General features: G+C 50.9%; 14 protein-coding genes and 4 tRNA genes. 11 read left to right on the top strand and 7 right to left on the bottom strand.

Annotated elements, in window-relative coordinates:
* Position 1: 1 nt before the first annotated feature.
* Together K0335_RS16800 and K0335_RS16795 are read right to left on the bottom strand one after the other, a co-directional pair.
* Positions 2 to 77, bottom strand: a tRNA-Val gene (locus tag K0335_RS16800).
* 44 nt (positions 78 to 121) lie between these two features.
* A tRNA-Val gene (locus tag K0335_RS16795) sits at positions 122 to 197 on the bottom strand.
* 258 nt (positions 198 to 455) lie between these two features.
* Between K0335_RS16795 and gltX the strand changes: the two genes are divergently transcribed.
* The gene (gltX, locus tag K0335_RS16790; RefSeq protein ID WP_000695670.1) at positions 456 to 1,871 is read left to right on the top strand and encodes a glutamate--tRNA ligase; all 1,416 of its coding nucleotides are present in this window, start codon (positions 456 to 458) and stop codon (positions 1,869 to 1,871) included.
* Between the two features lie 47 nt (positions 1,872 to 1,918).
* Here the strand turns inward: gltX and K0335_RS16785 are convergent, their stop codons facing one another.
* Positions 1,919 to 2,311: a YfeC-like transcriptional regulator gene (locus K0335_RS16785; RefSeq protein ID WP_000698743.1), complete on the bottom strand. Its 393-nt coding sequence runs from the start codon at positions 2,309 to 2,311 to the stop codon at positions 1,919 to 1,921.
* 1 nt (position 2,312) lies between these two features.
* Positions 2,313 to 2,672 (bottom strand): YfeC-like transcriptional regulator, encoded by a 360-nt coding sequence (locus K0335_RS16780; RefSeq protein ID WP_000472031.1) that lies wholly within the window; start codon positions 2,670 to 2,672, stop codon positions 2,313 to 2,315.
* A 221-nt stretch (positions 2,673 to 2,893) separates the two neighbouring features.
* Here K0335_RS16780 and K0335_RS16775 point away from each other — a divergent pair.
* The 3 genes from K0335_RS16775 to K0335_RS16765 all read left to right on the top strand — a co-directional run bounded on the left by K0335_RS16775 (position 2,894) and on the right by K0335_RS16765 (position 5,477).
* Positions 2,894 to 2,969: transfer RNA gene (locus tag K0335_RS16775), tRNA-Ala, on the top strand.
* Between the two features lie 39 nt (positions 2,970 to 3,008).
* Positions 3,009 to 3,084: transfer RNA gene (locus tag K0335_RS16770), tRNA-Ala, on the top strand.
* A 203-nt stretch (positions 3,085 to 3,287) separates the two neighbouring features.
* Positions 3,288 to 5,477, top strand: a complete 2,190-nt coding sequence (locus K0335_RS16765; RefSeq protein WP_219393941.1) for a sensor domain-containing phosphodiesterase — start codon at positions 3,288 to 3,290, stop codon at positions 5,475 to 5,477.
* A 92-nt stretch (positions 5,478 to 5,569) separates the two neighbouring features.
* Here K0335_RS16765 and nupC read toward each other — a convergent pair whose 3' ends face one another.
* Positions 5,570 to 6,772: a nucleoside permease NupC gene (gene nupC, locus K0335_RS16760; RefSeq protein ID WP_001296857.1), complete on the bottom strand. Its 1,203-nt coding sequence runs from the start codon at positions 6,770 to 6,772 to the stop codon at positions 5,570 to 5,572.
* 335 nt (positions 6,773 to 7,107) lie between these two features.
* Here nupC and K0335_RS16755 point away from each other — a divergent pair, with 335 nt between their 5' ends.
* Positions 7,108 to 8,346 (top strand): Nramp family divalent metal transporter, encoded by a 1,239-nt coding sequence (locus K0335_RS16755; protein ID WP_000186374.1) that lies wholly within the window; start codon positions 7,108 to 7,110, stop codon positions 8,344 to 8,346.
* A 67-nt stretch (positions 8,347 to 8,413) separates the two neighbouring features.
* Here K0335_RS16755 and ypeC read toward each other — a convergent pair whose 3' ends face one another.
* Complete coding sequence (gene ypeC / locus K0335_RS16750; protein ID WP_000490073.1) at positions 8,414 to 8,740, bottom strand: DUF2502 domain-containing protein YpeC; 327 nt, start codon at positions 8,738 to 8,740, stop codon at positions 8,414 to 8,416.
* A gap of 114 nt (positions 8,741 to 8,854) precedes the next feature.
* On the bottom strand, positions 8,855 to 10,111 hold the full coding sequence (locus K0335_RS16745) for an ion channel protein (RefSeq protein ID WP_219393940.1): 1,257 nt from the start codon (positions 10,109 to 10,111) through the stop codon (positions 8,855 to 8,857).
* A gap of 203 nt (positions 10,112 to 10,314) precedes the next feature.
* On the opposite strand from K0335_RS16745, the gene glk reads away from it, so the two are divergent.
* From glk to ptsP, 6 genes are all read left to right on the top strand, one after another.
* Complete coding sequence (gene glk / locus K0335_RS16740; RefSeq protein WP_000170346.1) at positions 10,315 to 11,280, top strand: glucokinase; 966 nt, start codon at positions 10,315 to 10,317, stop codon at positions 11,278 to 11,280.
* Positions 11,281 to 11,498: 218 nt separating this feature from the next.
* Complete coding sequence (locus K0335_RS16735; protein WP_000038455.1) at positions 11,499 to 11,825, top strand: PTS fructose transporter subunit IIB; 327 nt, start codon at positions 11,499 to 11,501, stop codon at positions 11,823 to 11,825.
* Positions 11,826 to 11,846: 21 nt separating this feature from the next.
* Positions 11,847 to 13,094: a PTS fructose transporter subunit IIC gene (locus K0335_RS16730; RefSeq protein ID WP_219393939.1), complete on the top strand. Its 1,248-nt coding sequence runs from the start codon at positions 11,847 to 11,849 to the stop codon at positions 13,092 to 13,094.
* 14 nt (positions 13,095 to 13,108) lie between these two features.
* A complete protein-coding gene (gene ypdF, locus K0335_RS16725; RefSeq protein ID WP_104918039.1) occupies positions 13,109 to 14,194 on the top strand; it encodes an aminopeptidase in 1,086 nt (361 codons plus the stop codon).
* Positions 14,194 to 15,231, top strand: coding sequence for an aminopeptidase (ypdE, locus tag K0335_RS16720; protein ID WP_104919542.1), 1,038 nt, complete (start codon positions 14,194 to 14,196; stop codon positions 15,229 to 15,231). Before ypdF ends, ypdE begins: the two co-directional genes overlap by 1 nt.
* Before the next feature lie 24 nt (positions 15,232 to 15,255).
* Positions 15,256 to 17,751 carry a phosphoenolpyruvate--protein phosphotransferase gene (ptsP, locus tag K0335_RS16715; RefSeq protein ID WP_104919541.1) on the top strand — a complete coding sequence of 832 codons (2,496 nt, stop codon included), beginning with the start codon at positions 15,256 to 15,258 and terminating at the stop codon, positions 17,749 to 17,751.

Raw genomic sequence — 17,751 nt, 5'->3', positions numbered from 1 at the left:
GTGGTGGGTGATGACGGGATCGAACCGCCGACCCCCTCCTTGTAAGGGAGGTGCTCTCCCAGCTGAGCTAATCACCCACTTCTCAATTTCTTGCTACACGGCGGAGACTACATAAAGTAGTTGGTGGGTGATGACGGGATCGAACCGCCGACCCCCTCCTTGTAAGGGAGGTGCTCTCCCAGCTGAGCTAATCACCCCCGCTGTGTGGAGTCGCATTATAGGGAGAGTTCAAAATGAGTCAACGCATTTTCTAAAGAAATTGTTCGTTCGTCGTAAATTTAAGCAAGATGATCGCAAAACAGGCCGCGCTGTGCAATTTATCAACGAAAACAATAATGCATCATGTAGCAACCCGAACTACATTGAGGAATCAGGCGGGAGTGATAGAATATCGCCCACTCAATTTTTCCAGGATTTGCCGGTTGTCGGCATCTTTCTAAACGTAAGGCCATTTCATGAAAATCAAAACTCGCTTCGCGCCAAGCCCAACAGGCTATCTGCACGTTGGCGGCGCGCGTACTGCTCTTTACTCCTGGCTTTTTGCACGTAACCACGGCGGTGAGTTCGTGCTGCGTATTGAAGACACCGATCTTGAGCGTTCCACGCCGGAAGCTATCGAAGCCATTATGGATGGCATGAACTGGCTGAGCCTGGAGTGGGATGAAGGTCCGTACTACCAGACCAAACGTTTTGATCGCTACAACGCGGTGATCGATCAGATGCTGGAAGAGGGCACTGCCTATAAATGCTACTGCTCCAAAGAGCGTCTGGAAGCGCTGCGTGAAGAGCAAATGGCAAAAGGTGAGAAACCACGTTATGACGGTCGTTGCCGCCACAGCCATGAGCATCACGCTGATGATGAACCGTGCGTCGTACGTTTTGCTAACCCACAGGAAGGTTCCGTTGTTTTTGACGATCAGATCCGTGGTCCGATCGAGTTCAGCAACCAGGAACTGGATGATCTGATTATCCGCCGTACCGATGGTTCCCCAACCTATAACTTCTGTGTGGTTGTTGATGACTGGGATATGGAAATCACCCACGTAATCCGTGGTGAAGACCATATCAACAACACACCGCGCCAGATCAATATTCTGAAAGCGCTGAAAGCACCGGTACCGGTTTATGCGCACGTTTCTATGATCAACGGCGATGATGGAAAAAAACTGTCCAAACGTCACGGGGCTGTCAGCGTCATGCAGTATCGTGATGACGGTTATCTGCCAGAAGCACTGCTGAACTATCTGGTGCGTCTGGGCTGGTCCCACGGCGATCAGGAAATCTTCACTCGTGAAGAGATGATCAAATACTTCACTCTGAATGCCGTCAGCAAATCTGCCAGTGCGTTCAACACCGATAAGCTGCTGTGGCTGAACCATCACTACATTAACGCACTGCCGCCAGAGTATGTTGCTACTCACTTACAGTGGCACATCGAGCAGGAAAATATTGATACCCGTAACGGCCCGCAGCTGGCGGAGCTGGTGAAACTGCTGGGCGAACGTTGCAAGACGCTGAAAGAGATGGCACAGAGCTGCCGTTATTTCTATGAAGATTTTGCGGAGTTCGATGCCGACGCCGCGAAAAAACATCTGCGCCCGGTGGCGCGTCAGCCGCTGGAAGTGGTTCGTGACAAACTGACTGCGATTACTGACTGGACCGCTGAAAACGTTCACCACGCTATTCAGGCGACGGCGGATGAGCTGGAAGTGGGTATGGGTAAAGTTGGTATGCCGCTGCGTGTCGCCGTTACCGGTGCGGGGCAGTCTCCGGCGCTGGACGTTACCGTTCACGCAATCGGTAAGACCCGCAGTATCGAGCGCATCAACAAAGCGCTGGCTTTTATTGCGGAACGCGAAAACCAGCAGTAATTAGCGCATAAAAGATAAACGGCAGGAGAAATACCCCTGCCGTTTTTTTACGCTGATTCGTCAATATCAAGCCGGGCGAGAAAATTGCGAATCCCTTCACGAGCAAGGAACAAAGCAAGTTTTTCTTGTTCCACTGGCGACATCTTTTCCACTGCATCCAGAATTTGTCTGAAGGGCTGGCTGTGCACCTGAGGCGTGTAGTCCGCACGCGGCTCTTCTTCAAGTGAAAGTGATAAACGTTTTCGCACTTCCGGAACGCCGTAAAGAAATTCTTTTACCTCATGATCAATCACTACGAGTCTCGCTCGTCCACCTTTAACCCCCGGAAATCTTTCCGTTTTCCATTTCTTCTCCCGGATCCAACGATTAATGGTCTGATTAGCCATCCCTGTAAAATCAGCCAGTTCCCTGGTGGTCATTTTGCTGCGTAATATTTTCATATTATTTGCTGTCGCGTATCCCTAAGCGTTGTAACAATCCGGTGATGCCTTCGCGCAGAAGTAGTGACGTGACTCGTTTCTGTTCTACAGGCGTCATCTCTTTCACTAATGTGATCAAAAGTGTCTCAAGTGAAGTATCGCCAGCATGGCTGGTAAAAAGAGTTGCACCTTCCGTACGTTCAGCATTACGGATATATTCACGAACCTGTTCATTGACATGTACCAGGCGTGCTTTTCCTCCTTGCACACCAGGCTTTGGCGAAGTGGTCCAGCCCTCTTTCCTTACCCATTTATTGATAGTCTGCCGACTGAAGCCGGTCAGATTAGCAAGTTCTTCTGGTGTCATCCGTTCCTTGAACATAATGATTCCCTGAATGGTTGTAGGGGTAATTAGTGGTTCATTTTATAACATCAATTTACATGAAACCGTGACGAGTTTAACTACTGAATGCGAGTTGCTACGCAATGTTCTTCATTTGACTGCTTTTTCAGCGATTGAAACACGTGAATTAAATTTGCCGTTGACACATGCAAAGGGAATTCATATGATGCCGCCCGTCAACTCGACACGCTTTACGAAATGGGGCTATAGCTCAGCTGGGAGAGCGCTTGCATGGCATGCAAGAGGTCAGCGGTTCGATCCCGCTTAGCTCCACCAATTTTGCACCCGGCAAAAATTGGTACGTAAAGACATATCGGGGCTATAGCTCAGCTGGGAGAGCGCTTGCATGGCATGCAAGAGGTCAGCGGTTCGATCCCGCTTAGCTCCACCAAATTTAAACCCTCGCTGCGAAGCGGGGGTTTTATTTTTTCTGCTTTTCCCTACGTTTTGTAATACAGTTCAGTATCAGATTTGCCTTAAGGCTGATTTGATCAATGATGATGAGTTGTAACTGACTGGACAGGTTTGATTCGCATCGCGAATAAACTTATTATTTATATGCAAGAAAGGTGGAACTGTGAGAACAGCTTATTGATGCCCATGAAGTATAACATGATAAAAAATATCAAGATTTTTTTGTTGGCGTTTACGCTCACTGTGATATTTATCCAGTTTTCTCGCTTTATTTCCCCTACAGCCATCATCAATAATTGTTATATCTTCCTCGCCTGGATGCCGCTTTGTGTCATGTTGGGGGGCATCTGCCTTTTTGGTAAACGCGCTATTCTCCCCGTTTTTATCGGGATGTTTATCACCAACCAGTATAATTTCAACTTACCTCTACCGCAGTCTATAGCGGTTATTATTTGTCAGACTCTTGCACCCTTCGCTTGTTGTGCCATTCTTCGCTGGCAACTTGGCCCTCGATGGCGTTTTGGCTTAACGAAGCATAATGTGTGGGCACGCATTTTCTGGTTCGGTTTCGTCGCGCCGGTGGGGATCAAAACCTGCATGTTTATTGCAGGAGATATTTTTGCCTTCCCGGTCGCCATCTCTACCTTCTTTGATAATACCGATCCCATATTCACGGTGGTTGATATGTTGAGCCTGATTGGCGCAGTGCTGATTTTCAACATGTTCTTTTATTATCTGATGCGAATGGTGGTGAATCCCCATTATGCGCGTGCCCTCTGGTGCAGAGACATCGCTCCGGCACTGCACAGAAGAAATCGTCTTTTCACACTTACCTGGCTGACAGCGGTCTCATCATTGCTGATCATCATGTGTAGCCCCTATGAAAATGGTTATATAGCAGGTTATCTGGTGCCTGTATTTTTCATTATTTTTAATATGGGCGTGGGGCGGTTAAAGTACCCGTTTCTGAATATAGTCTGGGCGATTTCAGTTCTGTTCTTACTCGGTTATAACCGTAATTTTCTCCATGGTGTCGTCTCTGAGTATTCGCTGGCATTTATTCTTTCTGTACTGATTTCGTTCAGTATTTGCTTACTGTATATGGTCCGCATTTTTCAACGTAGCGAATGGCTTAAACGTCGTTGGCACTTGCAGGCGCTCACTGATCCACTGACCAATTTACCCAATTTACGTGCACTTGAGCAGTTCGTACAGCATGAAACAGGGGTTTCCATCTGCTGCTTACGCCTTGATAACCTTGAATTTCTAAGTCGGCATTATGGCATTCAGATGCGAGTTTACAGTAAGCGAATTGTTTATCGTGCATTACTGCCGTTATTGCACGAACAGGAGAAAGTGTTTCAGCTACCGGGAAGTGAGTTGTTATTGGTACTCAAAGGGTCTGAGATAAAAGCGCGATTGCAGCATATGGTGGATGTGCTTAGCAGCCGTAAGATTTACTGGAGTAATACCGGCCTGGACATTGAATATGGCGCCTCCTGGGGCGTGTATGATGGCAATCCTGAAACATTACCTACGCTGTTGGGGCAATTAAGCTGGCTGGCTGAGCAAGCACATGTTAATCGCTGCGTAATGGGTATCACAGATAACCACGAGGCGGGATCTGGCCAGATTACTGAAAGTGTTTTATTGTTGCATAAAGTGCGTATAGCGCTTGAGCGTGGTGATATTCTTCTTCACGCGCAACCCATTCGTGACGCCAGGGGAGAGGGATACGATGAGATCCTGACGCGTTTAAAGAGTGACGATGGCATCATCACACCTGATAAATTCATTCCGCTGATCGCTCAATTTAACCTTAGTGCGCGTTTTGATTTATTAGTGGTGGAATCATTATTACGCTGGATTGCTACTCACCCGACAGACAAAACAGGGCCACGGTTTTCCGTTAATTTAATGCCACTGACGCTGTTACAACCTGAGATTGCCGCGCGTATTGTACGTTTATTTAAACGATATAATATTTCACCAGAAACAGTCATCATTGAAATTACTGAAGAGCAGGCTTTTTCCAATGCTGAAATAAGTATGCACAATATAGAGTTATTGCATAACAGCGGGTTTAAAATTGCTATTGATGATTTTGGTACAGGTTATGTAAATTACGAACGCCTGAAACGCTTGAATGCTGAGATAATTAAAATTGATGGTGTGTTTATTCGCGAGATCATGACCGATTCACTGGATAAAATGATTGTGAAATCGATTACTGATCTGGCAAAAGCAAAGTCACTCAGTGTGGTGGCTGAATTTGTCGAAACAGAAGAACAGAAAGAATTATTGTTTAGTCTGGGCGTCAACTATCTACAAGGCTATTTGATTGGCAAACCACAACCACTTGGCAAATAGCAGGCAAAAAATAACCGGGGCAAAACCCCGGTTATTGCGGTAATTAATGATGCTTGTCAAACTTCAAGTTGCATGTGCTGCGACTCGAATTATTACAAGACCAGAGCGGCAATAGAAGCTGACAGTACGCTCACCAGCGTGGAACCGTAAACCAGTTTCAGGCCGAAACGAGAAACTACGTTACCTTGCTCTTCATTCAGGCCTTTAACCGCACCGGCGATAATCCCGATAGAAGAGAAGTTAGCGAAGGAAACCAGGAACACAGAGATGATGCCTTCCGCACGCGGAGAGAGCGTGGAAGCAATTTTCTGCAGATCCATCATCGCAACGAACTCGTTGGAAACCAGTTTGGTTGCCATAATACTGCCCACTTGCAGTGCTTCACTGGAAGGAACACCCATCACCCAAGCAATCGGATAGAAGATGTAGCCCAGGATGCCCTGGAAGGAGATGCTGTAGCCAAACCAGCCAGTCACAGTGGCAAACAGTGCGTTCAGCGCAGCGATCAGGGCGATAAAGCCGATCAGCATCGCGGCAACGATAATAGCAACTTTGAAACCTGCCAGAATGTATTCACCCAGCATTTCGAAGAAGCTCTGACCTTCGTGCAGGTTGGACATCTGAATGTTTTCTTCACTGGCATCAACACGGTAAGGGTTGATCAGTGACAGCACGATAAAGGTGCTGAACATGTTCAGTACCAGCGCCGCAACGACGTATTTCGGCTCCAGCATGGTCATGTATGCACCAACGATGGATATCGACACGGTGGACATCGCCGTAGCTGCCATGGTGTACATACGATTGCGGGAGATTTTGCCGAGGATATCTTTATAGGCAATAAAGTTTTCAGACTGACCCAGAATCAGAGAGCTGACGGCGTTGAAGGATTCCAGTTTGCCCATACCGTTGACTTTGGAGAGCAGGAAACCAATTGCGCGGATAATCACCGGCAACACGCGAATGTGCTGGAGAATACCAATCAGCGCAGAGATAAAGACGATTGGGCACAGCACTTTCAGGAAGAAGAATGCCAGGCCTTGATCATTCATGCTACCAAAGACGAAGTTAGTCCCTTCGTTGGCAAATCCGAGCAGTTTCTCAAACATTTCGGAGAAGCCTTTCACGAAGCCCAAACCAACGTCGGAGTTCAGGAAGAACCACGCCAGTAACACTTCGATAACAAGCAGTTGAATAACATAACGGATACGAATTTTTTTGCGGTCGCTGCTTACCAGCAGTGCGAGAATCGCAACAACGGCAAGTGCCAGTACAAAATGAAGGACGCGGTCCATATTTGCTCCAAATATGAGGCAGGTTAAATTTCCGTGCACATTCTATGTAACATGGTTAAGGAAAACGAGATCTGACACACACTATAATGACGTCCTGTGACAAGCTTCAAAAATAGTGAGCTGTCATACATTTCTGCTATGTTGTGTATGGAAGCTGAAAGTTATGTAAATGTGCTAACATTAAACATAATCACAACATTCAAGTCATCAATCTTTTCGTCGTCATAATTCTGGTCTATCAAAGAAATAATCACAATCCACTCAAATGAATTTGATAATCATTCTCGTTTGGCATAGCATGAAACATAGCAAAGGCTATGTTTTAGAGGCACAAGATGACTAACTATCGCGTTGAGAGTAGCAGCGGACGGGCGGCGCGCAAGATGAGGCTCGCATTAATGGGACCTGCGTTCATTGCGGCGATTGGTTATATCGATCCTGGTAACTTTGCGACCAATATTCAGGCCGGGGCCAGCTTCGGCTATCAACTACTGTGGGTTGTCGTTTGGGCCAACCTGATGGCGATGCTGATTCAGATACTGTCTGCCAAACTGGGGATTGCCACCGGTAAAAACCTGGCGGAGCAGATTCGCGATCACTATCCGCGTCCCGTAGTATGGTTCTATTGGGTTCAGGCAGAAATCATTGCGATGGCAACCGACCTGGCGGAATTTATTGGTGCGGCGATCGGTTTTAAACTCATTCTGGGTGTTTCGTTGTTGCAGGGCGCGGTGCTGACGGGGATCGCGACTTTCCTGATTTTAATGCTGCAACGTCGAGGGCAAAAACCGCTGGAGAAAGTGATTGGCGGGTTACTGCTGTTTGTTGCTGCGGCTTACATTGTCGAGTTGATTTTCTCCCAGCCTAACCTGGCGCAACTGGGTAAAGGAATGGTAATCCCGAGCTTACCCACTTCGGAGGCAGTCTTCCTGGCGGCAGGTGTATTGGGGGCGACGATTATGCCGCACGTGATTTATTTGCACTCTTCGCTGACTCAGCATTTACATGGTGGTTCGCGTCAACAACGTTATTCTGCCACCAAATGGGATGTGGCTATCGCTATGACTATTGCCGGTTTTGTCAATCTGGCGATGATGGCTACGGCTGCGGCGGCGTTCCACTTTTCCGGTCATACTGGCGTTGCCGATCTTGATGAGGCTTATCTGACGCTGCAACCGTTGTTAAGCCATGCTGCGGCAACGGTTTTTGGTTTAAGTCTGGTGGCTGCGGGGCTTTCGTCGACGGTGGTGGGGACACTGGCCGGGCAGGTGGTGATGCAGGGCTTCATTCGCTTTCATATCCCGCTGTGGGTGCGTCGTACAGTCACCATGCTGCCGTCATTTATTGTCATTCTGATGGGATTAGATCCGACACGGATTCTGGTTATGAGTCAGGTGCTGTTAAGTTTTGGTATCGCTCTGGCGCTGGTTCCACTACTAATTTTTACCAGTGACAGTAGGTTGATGGGCGATCTGGTGAACAGCAAACGCGTAAAACAGACAGGCTGGGTGATTGTGGTGCTGGTAGTGGCGCTGAATATCTGGTTGTTAGTGGGAACGGCACTGGGATTGTAGTGGAACTGGTGTCGGAGCTGGCACCACTGGCGGATGCGGCGCAGAACGCCTTATCCGCCCTACGTGTTTAATGGCGATGCCTATGTCCGCGGCCTTTTCCGCGATGATCATCACGATCGCGCCAGCCTTCACGATAGCCACGCTCATAGGCTTTACGCTTATCCCAGCCACGGTGGTAGCCATTATCATGACGCCACCAGCGGTTTTTACGCCATTCATAATTGCGATGCCAGTAGTCACGGTCGCGCCAGTGACCACCGTCCCAGTAATTACCGTAATGATCGCGATCGCCAATTTGTAATTTGATTGACGGCAGTAGGGTGATTTCACCTGCGTTTGCCGCAAGCGGGGTAAATGCCATCAGGGCGGCCGCCAGAAACAGTGACCTGAACATTGTTATTCTCCTTCACGATCGAAGCCGTCAGCGGCCTGTTAACGCAATATTACGGGGAGGTAAAGCCCCGTATCATCGCCATAACTCTTAAATCATAAAGGAGAGCATTTTTTGCTAAACGTTATCGTGGGGTGGCTGTTGCTTTGGACGATTCACCATCATTATCGGCTTACCGGCTAATAACAGCCATGCAGGAAGCATGACGATACAGAGCAGCGGTAGCAATGTGGTGTTAGGGACAACAGCCGCAGCCATAAATAGACTTAACCAGCCATCGCGTGTTACCACCAGCACGATGCCGAGAATAGCGCAGGAAACGGTTATTGCCGCCGGGACAGCGGGAACGTGCTCATGCAGCATCAATCCTAATGCCACGCCGACAAACACTGCCGGGAATATTCGCCCACCGCGAAAGCCGCTGGCGGCAGCAACCACGAGAGCGGCAAGTTTAATCACGGCCAGCAAAAAGTAATCGCTGGTGCTGAAAGCCTGATTTGCCACCATCTGCTGCATCTCATCCAGCCCTTTAAATAGCGAAACCGGTCCAGCAATAACCCCCAGAATACCGAGAATAAATCCGCCCACTCCCAGCATTAGCACCGGATTTTTAATCTGATGCATCATCGCGTGCAACCGTGGCAGACACCATACGGCAACCATCCCTGCTGCGATGGCAATCGCCGCCACAATTGCACCGCTGAGAATATCGGTCATCTCCATCTGCCCATAATGCGCAATGGGCAGCGAAAAATGAGGATGGAAAAACAATCCGGTGGTTAGCGCACCAGCCGACGCCGCCATTAACGGCGCAAAGAGACGATCCCATAGCGGGACTTCACTACTGCCATTTAAGGTTTGCGAAAATATCAACGCCGCCGCAACAGGTGTGCCAAACAGCGCGCCGATAGTTCCGGCAGAGGCTAAAATAGTCCACTCCATCCGGTTGACGCGCGGTAACAGACGAGCACCTATCGCAACCGCAAGGGCGATATTGACGGTCATGATCGGATGTTCTGGCCCCAGGCTGACGCCGCCAGCAAGACCGAGAATTAATGCTACGATAAGTCCTGGTAGCGCAGAGGGCGGAACCGGTGCGCCGATCAGCGGTTCACAAGCGGGGTCTGGCCCGGCATGCCCCTGGCTGAAACGGATAACCAACCCCACCGCAATACCCGTTAGCGTTAATATGGCGATGATCCAGAAAGGTGAATCCTGGGCTATTCCCAGAGTTCCCGGCAGTCGTTGCCAGAGCAGAGTCTGTAATACCGAGGCGATTTTCATCACCACAATCAGAATAAGACTGGACGCAATCCCAATTGCCACGGCGGGGAGTGATAATAACAACATGGTTCTGGCTCGCGGATGGAGCATGGTCTATTCCTTATGCGGGGTCAGATACTTAGTTTGCCCAGCTTGCAAAAAGGCATCGCTGCAATTGGTGCTGAAACGATAAAGTAATTGTGTGACCCAGATCGATATTTACAGGGAGCCTGCCTTTCCGGCGTTGTTGTTATGCCCCCAGGTATTTACAGTGTGAGAAAGAATTATTTTGACTTTAGCGGAGCAGTTGAAGAATGACAAAGTATGCATTAGTCGGTGATGTGGGCGGCACCAACGCACGTCTTGCTCTGTGTGATATTGCCAGTGGTGAAATCTCGCAGGCTAAGACCTATTCAGGGCTTGATTACCCCAGCCTCGAAGCGGTCATTCGCGTTTATCTTGAAGAACATAAGGTCGAGGTGAAAGACGGCTGTATTGCCATCGCTTGCCCAATTACCGGTGACTGGGTGGCAATGACCAACCATACCTGGGCGTTCTCAATTGCCGAAATGAAAAAGAATCTCGGTTTTAGCCATCTGGAAATTATTAACGATTTTACCGCTGTATCGATGGCGATCCCGATGCTGAAAAAAGAGCATCTGATTCAGTTTGGTGGCGCAGAACCGGTCGAAGGTAAGCCTATTGCGGTTTACGGTGCCGGAACGGGGCTTGGGGTTGCGCATTTGGTCCATGTCGATAAGCGTTGGGTAAGCTTGCCAGGCGAAGGCGGTCACGTTGATTTTGCGCCGAATAGTGAAGAAGAGGCCATTATCCTCGAAATACTGCGTGCAGAAATTGGTCATGTTTCGGCAGAGCGCGTGCTTTCTGGTCCTGGGCTGGTGAATTTGTATCGCGCGATTGTGAAAGCCGACAACCGCCTGCCAGAAAATCTCAAGCCAAAAGATATTACCGAACGTGCGCTGGCTGACAGCTGCACCGATTGCCGCCGCGCGTTGTCGCTGTTTTGCGTCATTATGGGCCGTTTTGGCGGCAATCTGGCGCTCAATCTCGGGACATTTGGCGGCGTGTTTATTGCCGGTGGTATCGTGCCGCGCTTCCTTGAGTTCTTCAAAGCCTCTGGTTTCCGTGCCGCATTTGAAGATAAAGGGCGCTTTAAAGAATATGTCCATGATATTCCGGTGTATCTCATCGTCCATGACAATCCGGGCCTTCTTGGTTCCGGTGCACATTTACGCCAGACCTTAGGTCACATTCTGTAAATCCTTCCTGTTATATCGGGAGGTAACTCTCCCGATAATCTTTTAAATCATACAGTTAATTCAATTTTTCTTTGTGTCCCCTCACAAGGCCGACCTGCGTCACACTTCCGTACAGCGGGATTAATTCTCCAGTAAATGCATTATTTGTCTGGTAACGGCGATTTGTTTTGCACGTTCATAATTTCACTCATCAACTATCACTGAACGAGGAATTAACGATGAGTAAGAAACTGATTGCCTTATGTGCCTGCCCAATGGGCCTGGCTCACACCTTTATGGCCGCTCAGGCGCTGGAAGAAGCGGCGGTAGAAGCCGGTTATGAAGTGAAAATTGAAACCCAGGGTGCGGACGGCATCCAGAATCGTCTGACCGCGCAGGATATCGCCGAAGCGACCATCATCATTCATTCCGTGGCAGTTACCCCGGAAGATAACGAACGTTTCGAATCTCGAGACGTTTATGAAATCACTTTGCAGGACGCAATTAAAAACGCTGCGGGCATCATCAAAGAAATCGAAGAGATGATTGCCGCTGAACAACAGTAATATTCGACAGGGATAATTGTTATGGCCATTAAAAAACGCAGTGCAACTGTTGTGCCTGGCGCATCCGGTGCGGCAGCGGCAATTAAGAATCCGCAGGCCTCTAAAACCAGCTTCTGGGGTGAACTCCCGCAGCATGTGATGTCAGGGATTTCACGCATGGTGCCGACCTTAATTATGGGCGGTGTGATCCTCGCTTTCAGCCAGTTGATTGCTTATAGCTGGCTTAAAATTCCTGCTGATATCGGCATCATGGATGCGCTTAATAGCGGGAAATTCTCCGGTTTCGACCTCTCCTTACTGAAGTTTGCCTGGCTGTCACAGTCCTTTGGTGGCGTGCTGTTTGGCTTTGCCATACCGATGTTTGCCGCTTTTGTGGCGAACTCCATCGGCGGCAAACTGGCGTTCCCGGCTGGTTTTATCGGCGGCTTGATGTCTACCCAGCCTACGCAACTGCTGAACTTCGATCCCAGCACGATGCAATGGGCGACCTCTTCGCCGGTGCCGTCCACCTTCATTGGTGCCCTGATTATTTCTATCGTTGCGGGTTACCTTGTGAAGTGGATGAACCAGAAAATCCAGTTACCGGATTTCCTGTTAGCGTTCAAAACCACATTTTTGCTACCGATTCTTTCCGCCATTTTTGTCATGCTGGCGATGTACTACGTCATCACCCCCTTTGGTGGCTGGATTAACGGTGGTATCCGTGCCGTGCTGACTGCCGCAGGTGAGAAGGGCGCGCTAATGTATGCGATGGGGATCGCCGCGGCGACAGCAATCGACCTTGGTGGCCCGATCAACAAAGCCGCAGGTTTCGTTGCCTTCAGCTTTACCACTGACCACGTATTACCGGTCACCGCACGTTCTATCGCTATCGTTATTCCATCGATTGGTCTGGGTCTGGCGACCATTATTGACCGTCGTTTAACCGGCAAACGCCTGTTCAACGCTCAGCTTTATCCGCAGGGTAAAACCGCCATGTTCCTTGCCTTTATGGGGATCAGTGAGGGTGCGATTCCGTTTGCGCTGGAAAGCCCCATCACCGCTATTCCGTCCTATATGGTTGGCGCGATTGTCGGCTCAACCGCCGCTGTCTGGCTGGGCGCAGTGCAATGGTTCCCGGAGTCCGCTATCTGGGCATGGCCGCTGGTCACTAACCTCGGCGTCTACATGGCGGGGATCGCGCTGGGGGCAGTCATAACTGCGCTGATGGTGGTGTTCCTGCGTCTGATGATGTTCCGTAAAGGCAAATTGTTAATCGATAGCCTGTAAGAAGGAAAATCCAGATGACATTACTCGCTTCGCTGCGCGACTGGCTTAAGGCGCAACAACTGGATGCGGTGCTTCTCTCCTCACGGCAGAACAAACAACCGCATCTGGGGATCTCCACCGGATCTGGCTATGTGGTGATTAGCCGTGAAAGTGCGCACATTCTGGTGGATTCGCGCTATTACGCGGATGTAGAAGCCCGCACGCAAGGCTACCAGCTGCATTTGCTTGACGCGACGAACACGCTTACCACTATCGTCAATCAAATCATTGCCGATGAGCAGTTGCAAACGCTCGGTTTTGAAGGCCAGCAGGTAAGTTGGGAAACCGCGCACCGCTGGCAGTCTGAACTCAATGCGAAACTGGTAAGCGCCACACCGGATGTGCTGCGGCAAATCAAAACGCCAGAGGAGGTGGAGAAAATCCGCCTCGCCTGTGGGATTGCCGATCGCGGTGCAGAGCATATTCGCCGTTTTATTCAGGTGGGGATGAGCGAATGCGAGATAGCCGCTGAACTGGAGTGGTTTATGCGCCAGCAGGGGGCAGAAAAAGCCTCTTTCGATACCATTGTCGCCAGTGGCTGGCGTGGGGCGCTGCCGCACGGCAAAGCCAGCGACAAGATTGTTGCAGCGGGCGAGTTTGTCACTCTTGATTTTGGTGCGCTGTATCAGGGCTACTGCTCTGATATGACGCGTACCTTGCTGGTGAATGGCGAAGGGGTGAGCGCCGAATCTCACCCGCTGTTTGATGTGTATAACATTGTCCTGCAGGCACAGCTCGCGGCAATCTCCGCGATTCGCCCCGGCGTGCGCTGCCAGCAGGTTGACGACGCCGCGCGCCGGGTCATTACAGAAGCCGGTTATGGCGACTATTTCGGTCATAACACCGGTCATGCTATCGGCATTGAAGTCCATGAAGATCCGCGTTTTTCACCGCGGGACACCACGACGCTACAGCCAGGCATGTTACTGACCGTGGAGCCGGGGATTTATTTGCCAGGGCGAGGGGGCGTGCGCATCGAAGATGTCGTGCTGGTTACCCCGCAAGGCGCGGAAGTGCTCTACGCCATGCCAAAAACAGTGTTGCTCACGGGAGAGGCATAATGGATTTATCGCTATTAAAAGCGTTGAGCGAGGCAGATGCGATCGCCTCCTCGGAACAGGAAGTGCGGCAGATCCTGCTGGATGAAGCTGATCGACTGCAAAAAGAAGTACGATTTGATGGCCTGGGATCGATGCTGATCCGCCTCAATGATTCGACAGGTCCGAAGGTGATGATCTGTGCGCATATGGACGAAGTGGGATTTATGGTGCGCAGCATCTCCCGCGAAGGGGCGATTGATGTCCTGCCGGTTGGCAATGTGCGCATGGCTGCCCGCCAGCTTCAGCCAGTACGGATCACTACTCGTGAAGAGTGCAAAATTCCCGGTTTGCTCGATGGCGAGCGGCAGGGGAATGACGTCAGCGCCATGCGCGTGGACATTGGTGCGCGCTCGTATGACGAAGTGATGCAGGCAGGTATTCGTCCGGGCGATCGTGTCACGTTTGATACCACTTTTCAGGTTCTCCCTCACCAGCGAGTGATGGGTAAAGCCTTTGATGACCGCCTCGGTTGCTACCTGCTGGTGACGTTACTACGTGAGCTGCACAACGCCGAATTGCCTGCGGAAGTGTGGCTGGTGGCAAGTTCCAGCGAAGAGGTGGGATTACGCGGCGGGCAAACTGCCACCCGCGCGGTGTCGCCGGATGTCGCCATTGTGCTTGATACCGCCTGCTGGGCGAAAAACTTTGATTATGGCGCGGCTAACCATCGCCAGATTGGTAACGGGCCGATGCTGGTGTTAAGCGACAAGTCGCTGATTGCGCCGCCAAAACTTACCGCGTGGATCGAAACCGTGGCGGCAGAAATTGGCGTGCCGTTACAGGCGGATATGTTCAGCAACGGCGGCACGGATGGCGGGGCGGTACATTTAACCGGCACTGGCGTACCCACAGTGGTGATGGGGCCAGCAACCCGCCACGGACATTGCGCCGCATCGATTGCCGACTGCCGCGACATTTTGCAGATGCAGCAGCTTTTATCTGCCCTTATTCAACGTCTTACCCGTGAGACGGTTGTTCAACTGACGGATTTCAGATGATCTCCTGATTAACCCGGAGCGGTTATGTTAACGATTCAATTTCTCTGTCCTTTGCCAAACGGTCTGCATGCTCGTCCGGCGTGGGAACTTAAAGAGCAGTGCAGCCAGTGGCAAAGTGAAGTCACCTTTATTAATCATCGCCAGAACGCCAGGGCTGATGCCAAAAGCTCGCTGGCGCTGATTGGCACCGGCACCTTATTTAATGACAGTTGCAGCCTGAACATTAGCGGCAGCGATGAAGAGCAGGCGCGGCGCGTGCTGGAAGAGTACATCCAGGTGCGCTTTATCGACAGCGACAGCGTCCAGCCGACGCAGGCAGAACTGACGGCACATCCACTGCCGCGTTCATTAAGCCGCCTGAACCCTGATTTACTGTACGGCAATGTGCTGGCAAGCGGCGTCGGCGTGGGTACGTTGACCCTGCTACAGAGCAACAGCCTCGACAGTTATCGGGCAATCCCGGCCAGTGCGCAAGACTCCACCTGGCTGGAACACAGCCTGGCAACGCTTGCCGAGCAACTGAACCAGCAGTTGCGCGAGCGTGACGGCGAAAGCAAAACTATCCTCAGCGCCCATTTGTCGCTGATTCAGGATGATGAATTTGCAGGGAATATCCGTCGCCTGATGGCAGAACAGCATCAGGGGCTGGGGGCAGCGATCATCAGCAATATGGAGCAGGTTTGCGACAAACTTTCTGCCTCTGCCAGCGATTATCTGCGCGAGCGGGTCAGCGACATTCGTGATATCAGCGAACAATTGCTGCATATCACCTGGCCGGAACTGAAGCCGCGTAATAATCTGGTGCTCGAAAAACCGACCATTCTGGTGGCAGAAGATTTAACCCCTAGCCAGTTTTTGAGCCTCAATTTAAAAAATCTTGCGGGCATGATTCTGGAGAAAACCGGGCGCACCTCGCATACTCTGATTCTGGCCCGCGCCTCGGCGATCCCCGTACTGAGCGGCCTGCCGCTGGATGCCATTGCTCGCTATGCCGGGCAACCGGCGGTGCTTGACGCCCAGTGCGGCGTGCTGGCGCTAAATCCTGATGACGCGGTGAGTGGTTATTATCAGGTCGCACAGACGCTGGCGGATAAACGTCAGCAGCAGCAGGCGCAGGCCGCTGCACAGTTGGCCTATTCCCGTGATAACAAGCGCATTGATATCGCGGCGAATATTGGTACCGCTCTGGAAGCGCCTGGTGCATTTGCCAACGGTGCGGAAGGCGTCGGGCTGTTTCGTACCGAAATGCTCTATATGGAGCGCGACAGTGCGCCGGACGAACAGGAACAGTTTGAAGCATACCAGCAGGTGCTACTGGCGGCGGGCGACAAGCCGATTATTTTCCGCACGATGGACATCGGCGGCGATAAAAGCATTCCTTACCTCAACATTCCCCAGGAAGAGAACCCGTTCCTCGGCTATCGTGCTGTACGAATTTACCCGGAATTTGCTGGCCTGTTCCGCACTCAACTGCGGGCTATTTTGCGTGCCGCCAGTTTCGGCAACGCCCAGCTGATGATCCCAATGGTCCACAGCCTCGATCAGATCTTATGGGTGAAGGGCGAGATCCAAAAAGCGATCGTTGAGCTTAAGCGCGATGGTCTGCGTCATGCAGAGTCGATTACGCTGGGTATCATGGTGGAAGTACCGTCGGTGTGCTACATCATCGACCACTTCTGCGATGAGGTCGATTTCTTCAGTATCGGTTCTAACGATATGACCCAGTATCTGTATGCGGTCGATCGTAATAACCCGCGCGTATCGCCGCTGTATAACCCGATTACGCCATCGTTCCTGCGCATGTTGCAGCAGATAGTGACCACTGCACATCAGCGGGGCAAATGGGTAGGCATTTGCGGTGAACTGGGCGGTGAAAGTCGTTATCTACCGCTACTGCTTGGGCTGGGACTGGATGAGTTAAGCATGAGTAGCCCGCGCATTCCGGCAGTGAAAAGCCAGCTTCGTCAACTGGATAGCGAAGCGTGTCGGGAACTGGCGCGTCAGGCTTGCGAGTGCCGCAGCGCGCAGGAGATTGAAGCGTTACTCACCGCCTTTACGCCGGAAGAAGACGTTCGCCCGCTGCTGGCGCTGGAGAATATCTTTGTTGACCAGGCCTTTAGCAATAAAGAGCAGGCTATTCAGTTTCTGTGCGGTAACCTTGGAGTCAACGGGCGCACTGAACATCCGTTCGAGCTGGAAGAAGATGTCTGGCAGCGGGAAGAGATTGTCACTACTGGTGTTGGCTTTGGCGTGGCGATCCCCCACACCAAATCTCAGTGGATCCGTCATTCCAGTATCAGCATTGCCCGGCTGGTGAAACCGGTTGACTGGCAGTCAGAAATGGGCGAAGTCGAACTGGTGATCATGCTGACGTTGGGTGCTAACGAAGGGATGAACCATGTGAAAGTCTTCTCGCAGCTGGCGCGCAAACTGGTGAATAAAAACTTCCGCCAGTCGTTGTTTGCCGCGCAAGATGCGCAAAGCATCCTGACGCTGCTGGAAATGGAATTAACCTTCTGA

It is taken from the genome of Escherichia sp. GZ89 (assembly GCF_019366485.1).
GTDB lineage: Bacteria > Pseudomonadota > Gammaproteobacteria > Enterobacterales > Enterobacteriaceae > Escherichia > Escherichia fergusonii.
The sequence above is the reverse complement of the archived record's forward strand: the minus strand, read 5'-3'. Positions and strand labels throughout refer to the sequence as shown.

Coding starts and splice junctions, on each gene's coding strand:
- gltX (WP_000695670.1), top strand. CDS start 456: ATGAAAATCAAAACTCGCTTCGCGCCAAGCCCAACAGGCTATCTGCAC.
- K0335_RS16785 (WP_000698743.1), bottom strand. CDS start 2,311: ATGAAAATATTACGCAGCAAAATGACCACCAGGGAACTGGCTGATTTT.
- K0335_RS16780 (WP_000472031.1), bottom strand. CDS start 2,672: ATGTTCAAGGAACGGATGACACCAGAAGAACTTGCTAATCTGACCGGC.
- K0335_RS16765 (WP_219393941.1), top strand. CDS start 3,288: ATGCCCATGAAGTATAACATGATAAAAAATATCAAGATTTTTTTGTTG.
- nupC (WP_001296857.1), bottom strand. CDS start 6,772: ATGGACCGCGTCCTTCATTTTGTACTGGCACTTGCCGTTGTTGCGATT.
- K0335_RS16755 (WP_000186374.1), top strand. CDS start 7,108: ATGACTAACTATCGCGTTGAGAGTAGCAGCGGACGGGCGGCGCGCAAG.
- ypeC (WP_000490073.1), bottom strand. CDS start 8,740: ATGTTCAGGTCACTGTTTCTGGCGGCCGCCCTGATGGCATTTACCCCG.
- K0335_RS16745 (WP_219393940.1), bottom strand. CDS start 10,111: ATGCTCCATCCGCGAGCCAGAACCATGTTGTTATTATCACTCCCCGCC.
- glk (WP_000170346.1), top strand. CDS start 10,315: ATGACAAAGTATGCATTAGTCGGTGATGTGGGCGGCACCAACGCACGT.
- K0335_RS16735 (WP_000038455.1), top strand. CDS start 11,499: ATGAGTAAGAAACTGATTGCCTTATGTGCCTGCCCAATGGGCCTGGCT.
- K0335_RS16730 (WP_219393939.1), top strand. CDS start 11,847: ATGGCCATTAAAAAACGCAGTGCAACTGTTGTGCCTGGCGCATCCGGT.
- ypdF (WP_104918039.1), top strand. CDS start 13,109: ATGACATTACTCGCTTCGCTGCGCGACTGGCTTAAGGCGCAACAACTG.
- ypdE (WP_104919542.1), top strand. CDS start 14,194: ATGGATTTATCGCTATTAAAAGCGTTGAGCGAGGCAGATGCGATCGCC.
- ptsP (WP_104919541.1), top strand. CDS start 15,256: ATGTTAACGATTCAATTTCTCTGTCCTTTGCCAAACGGTCTGCATGCT.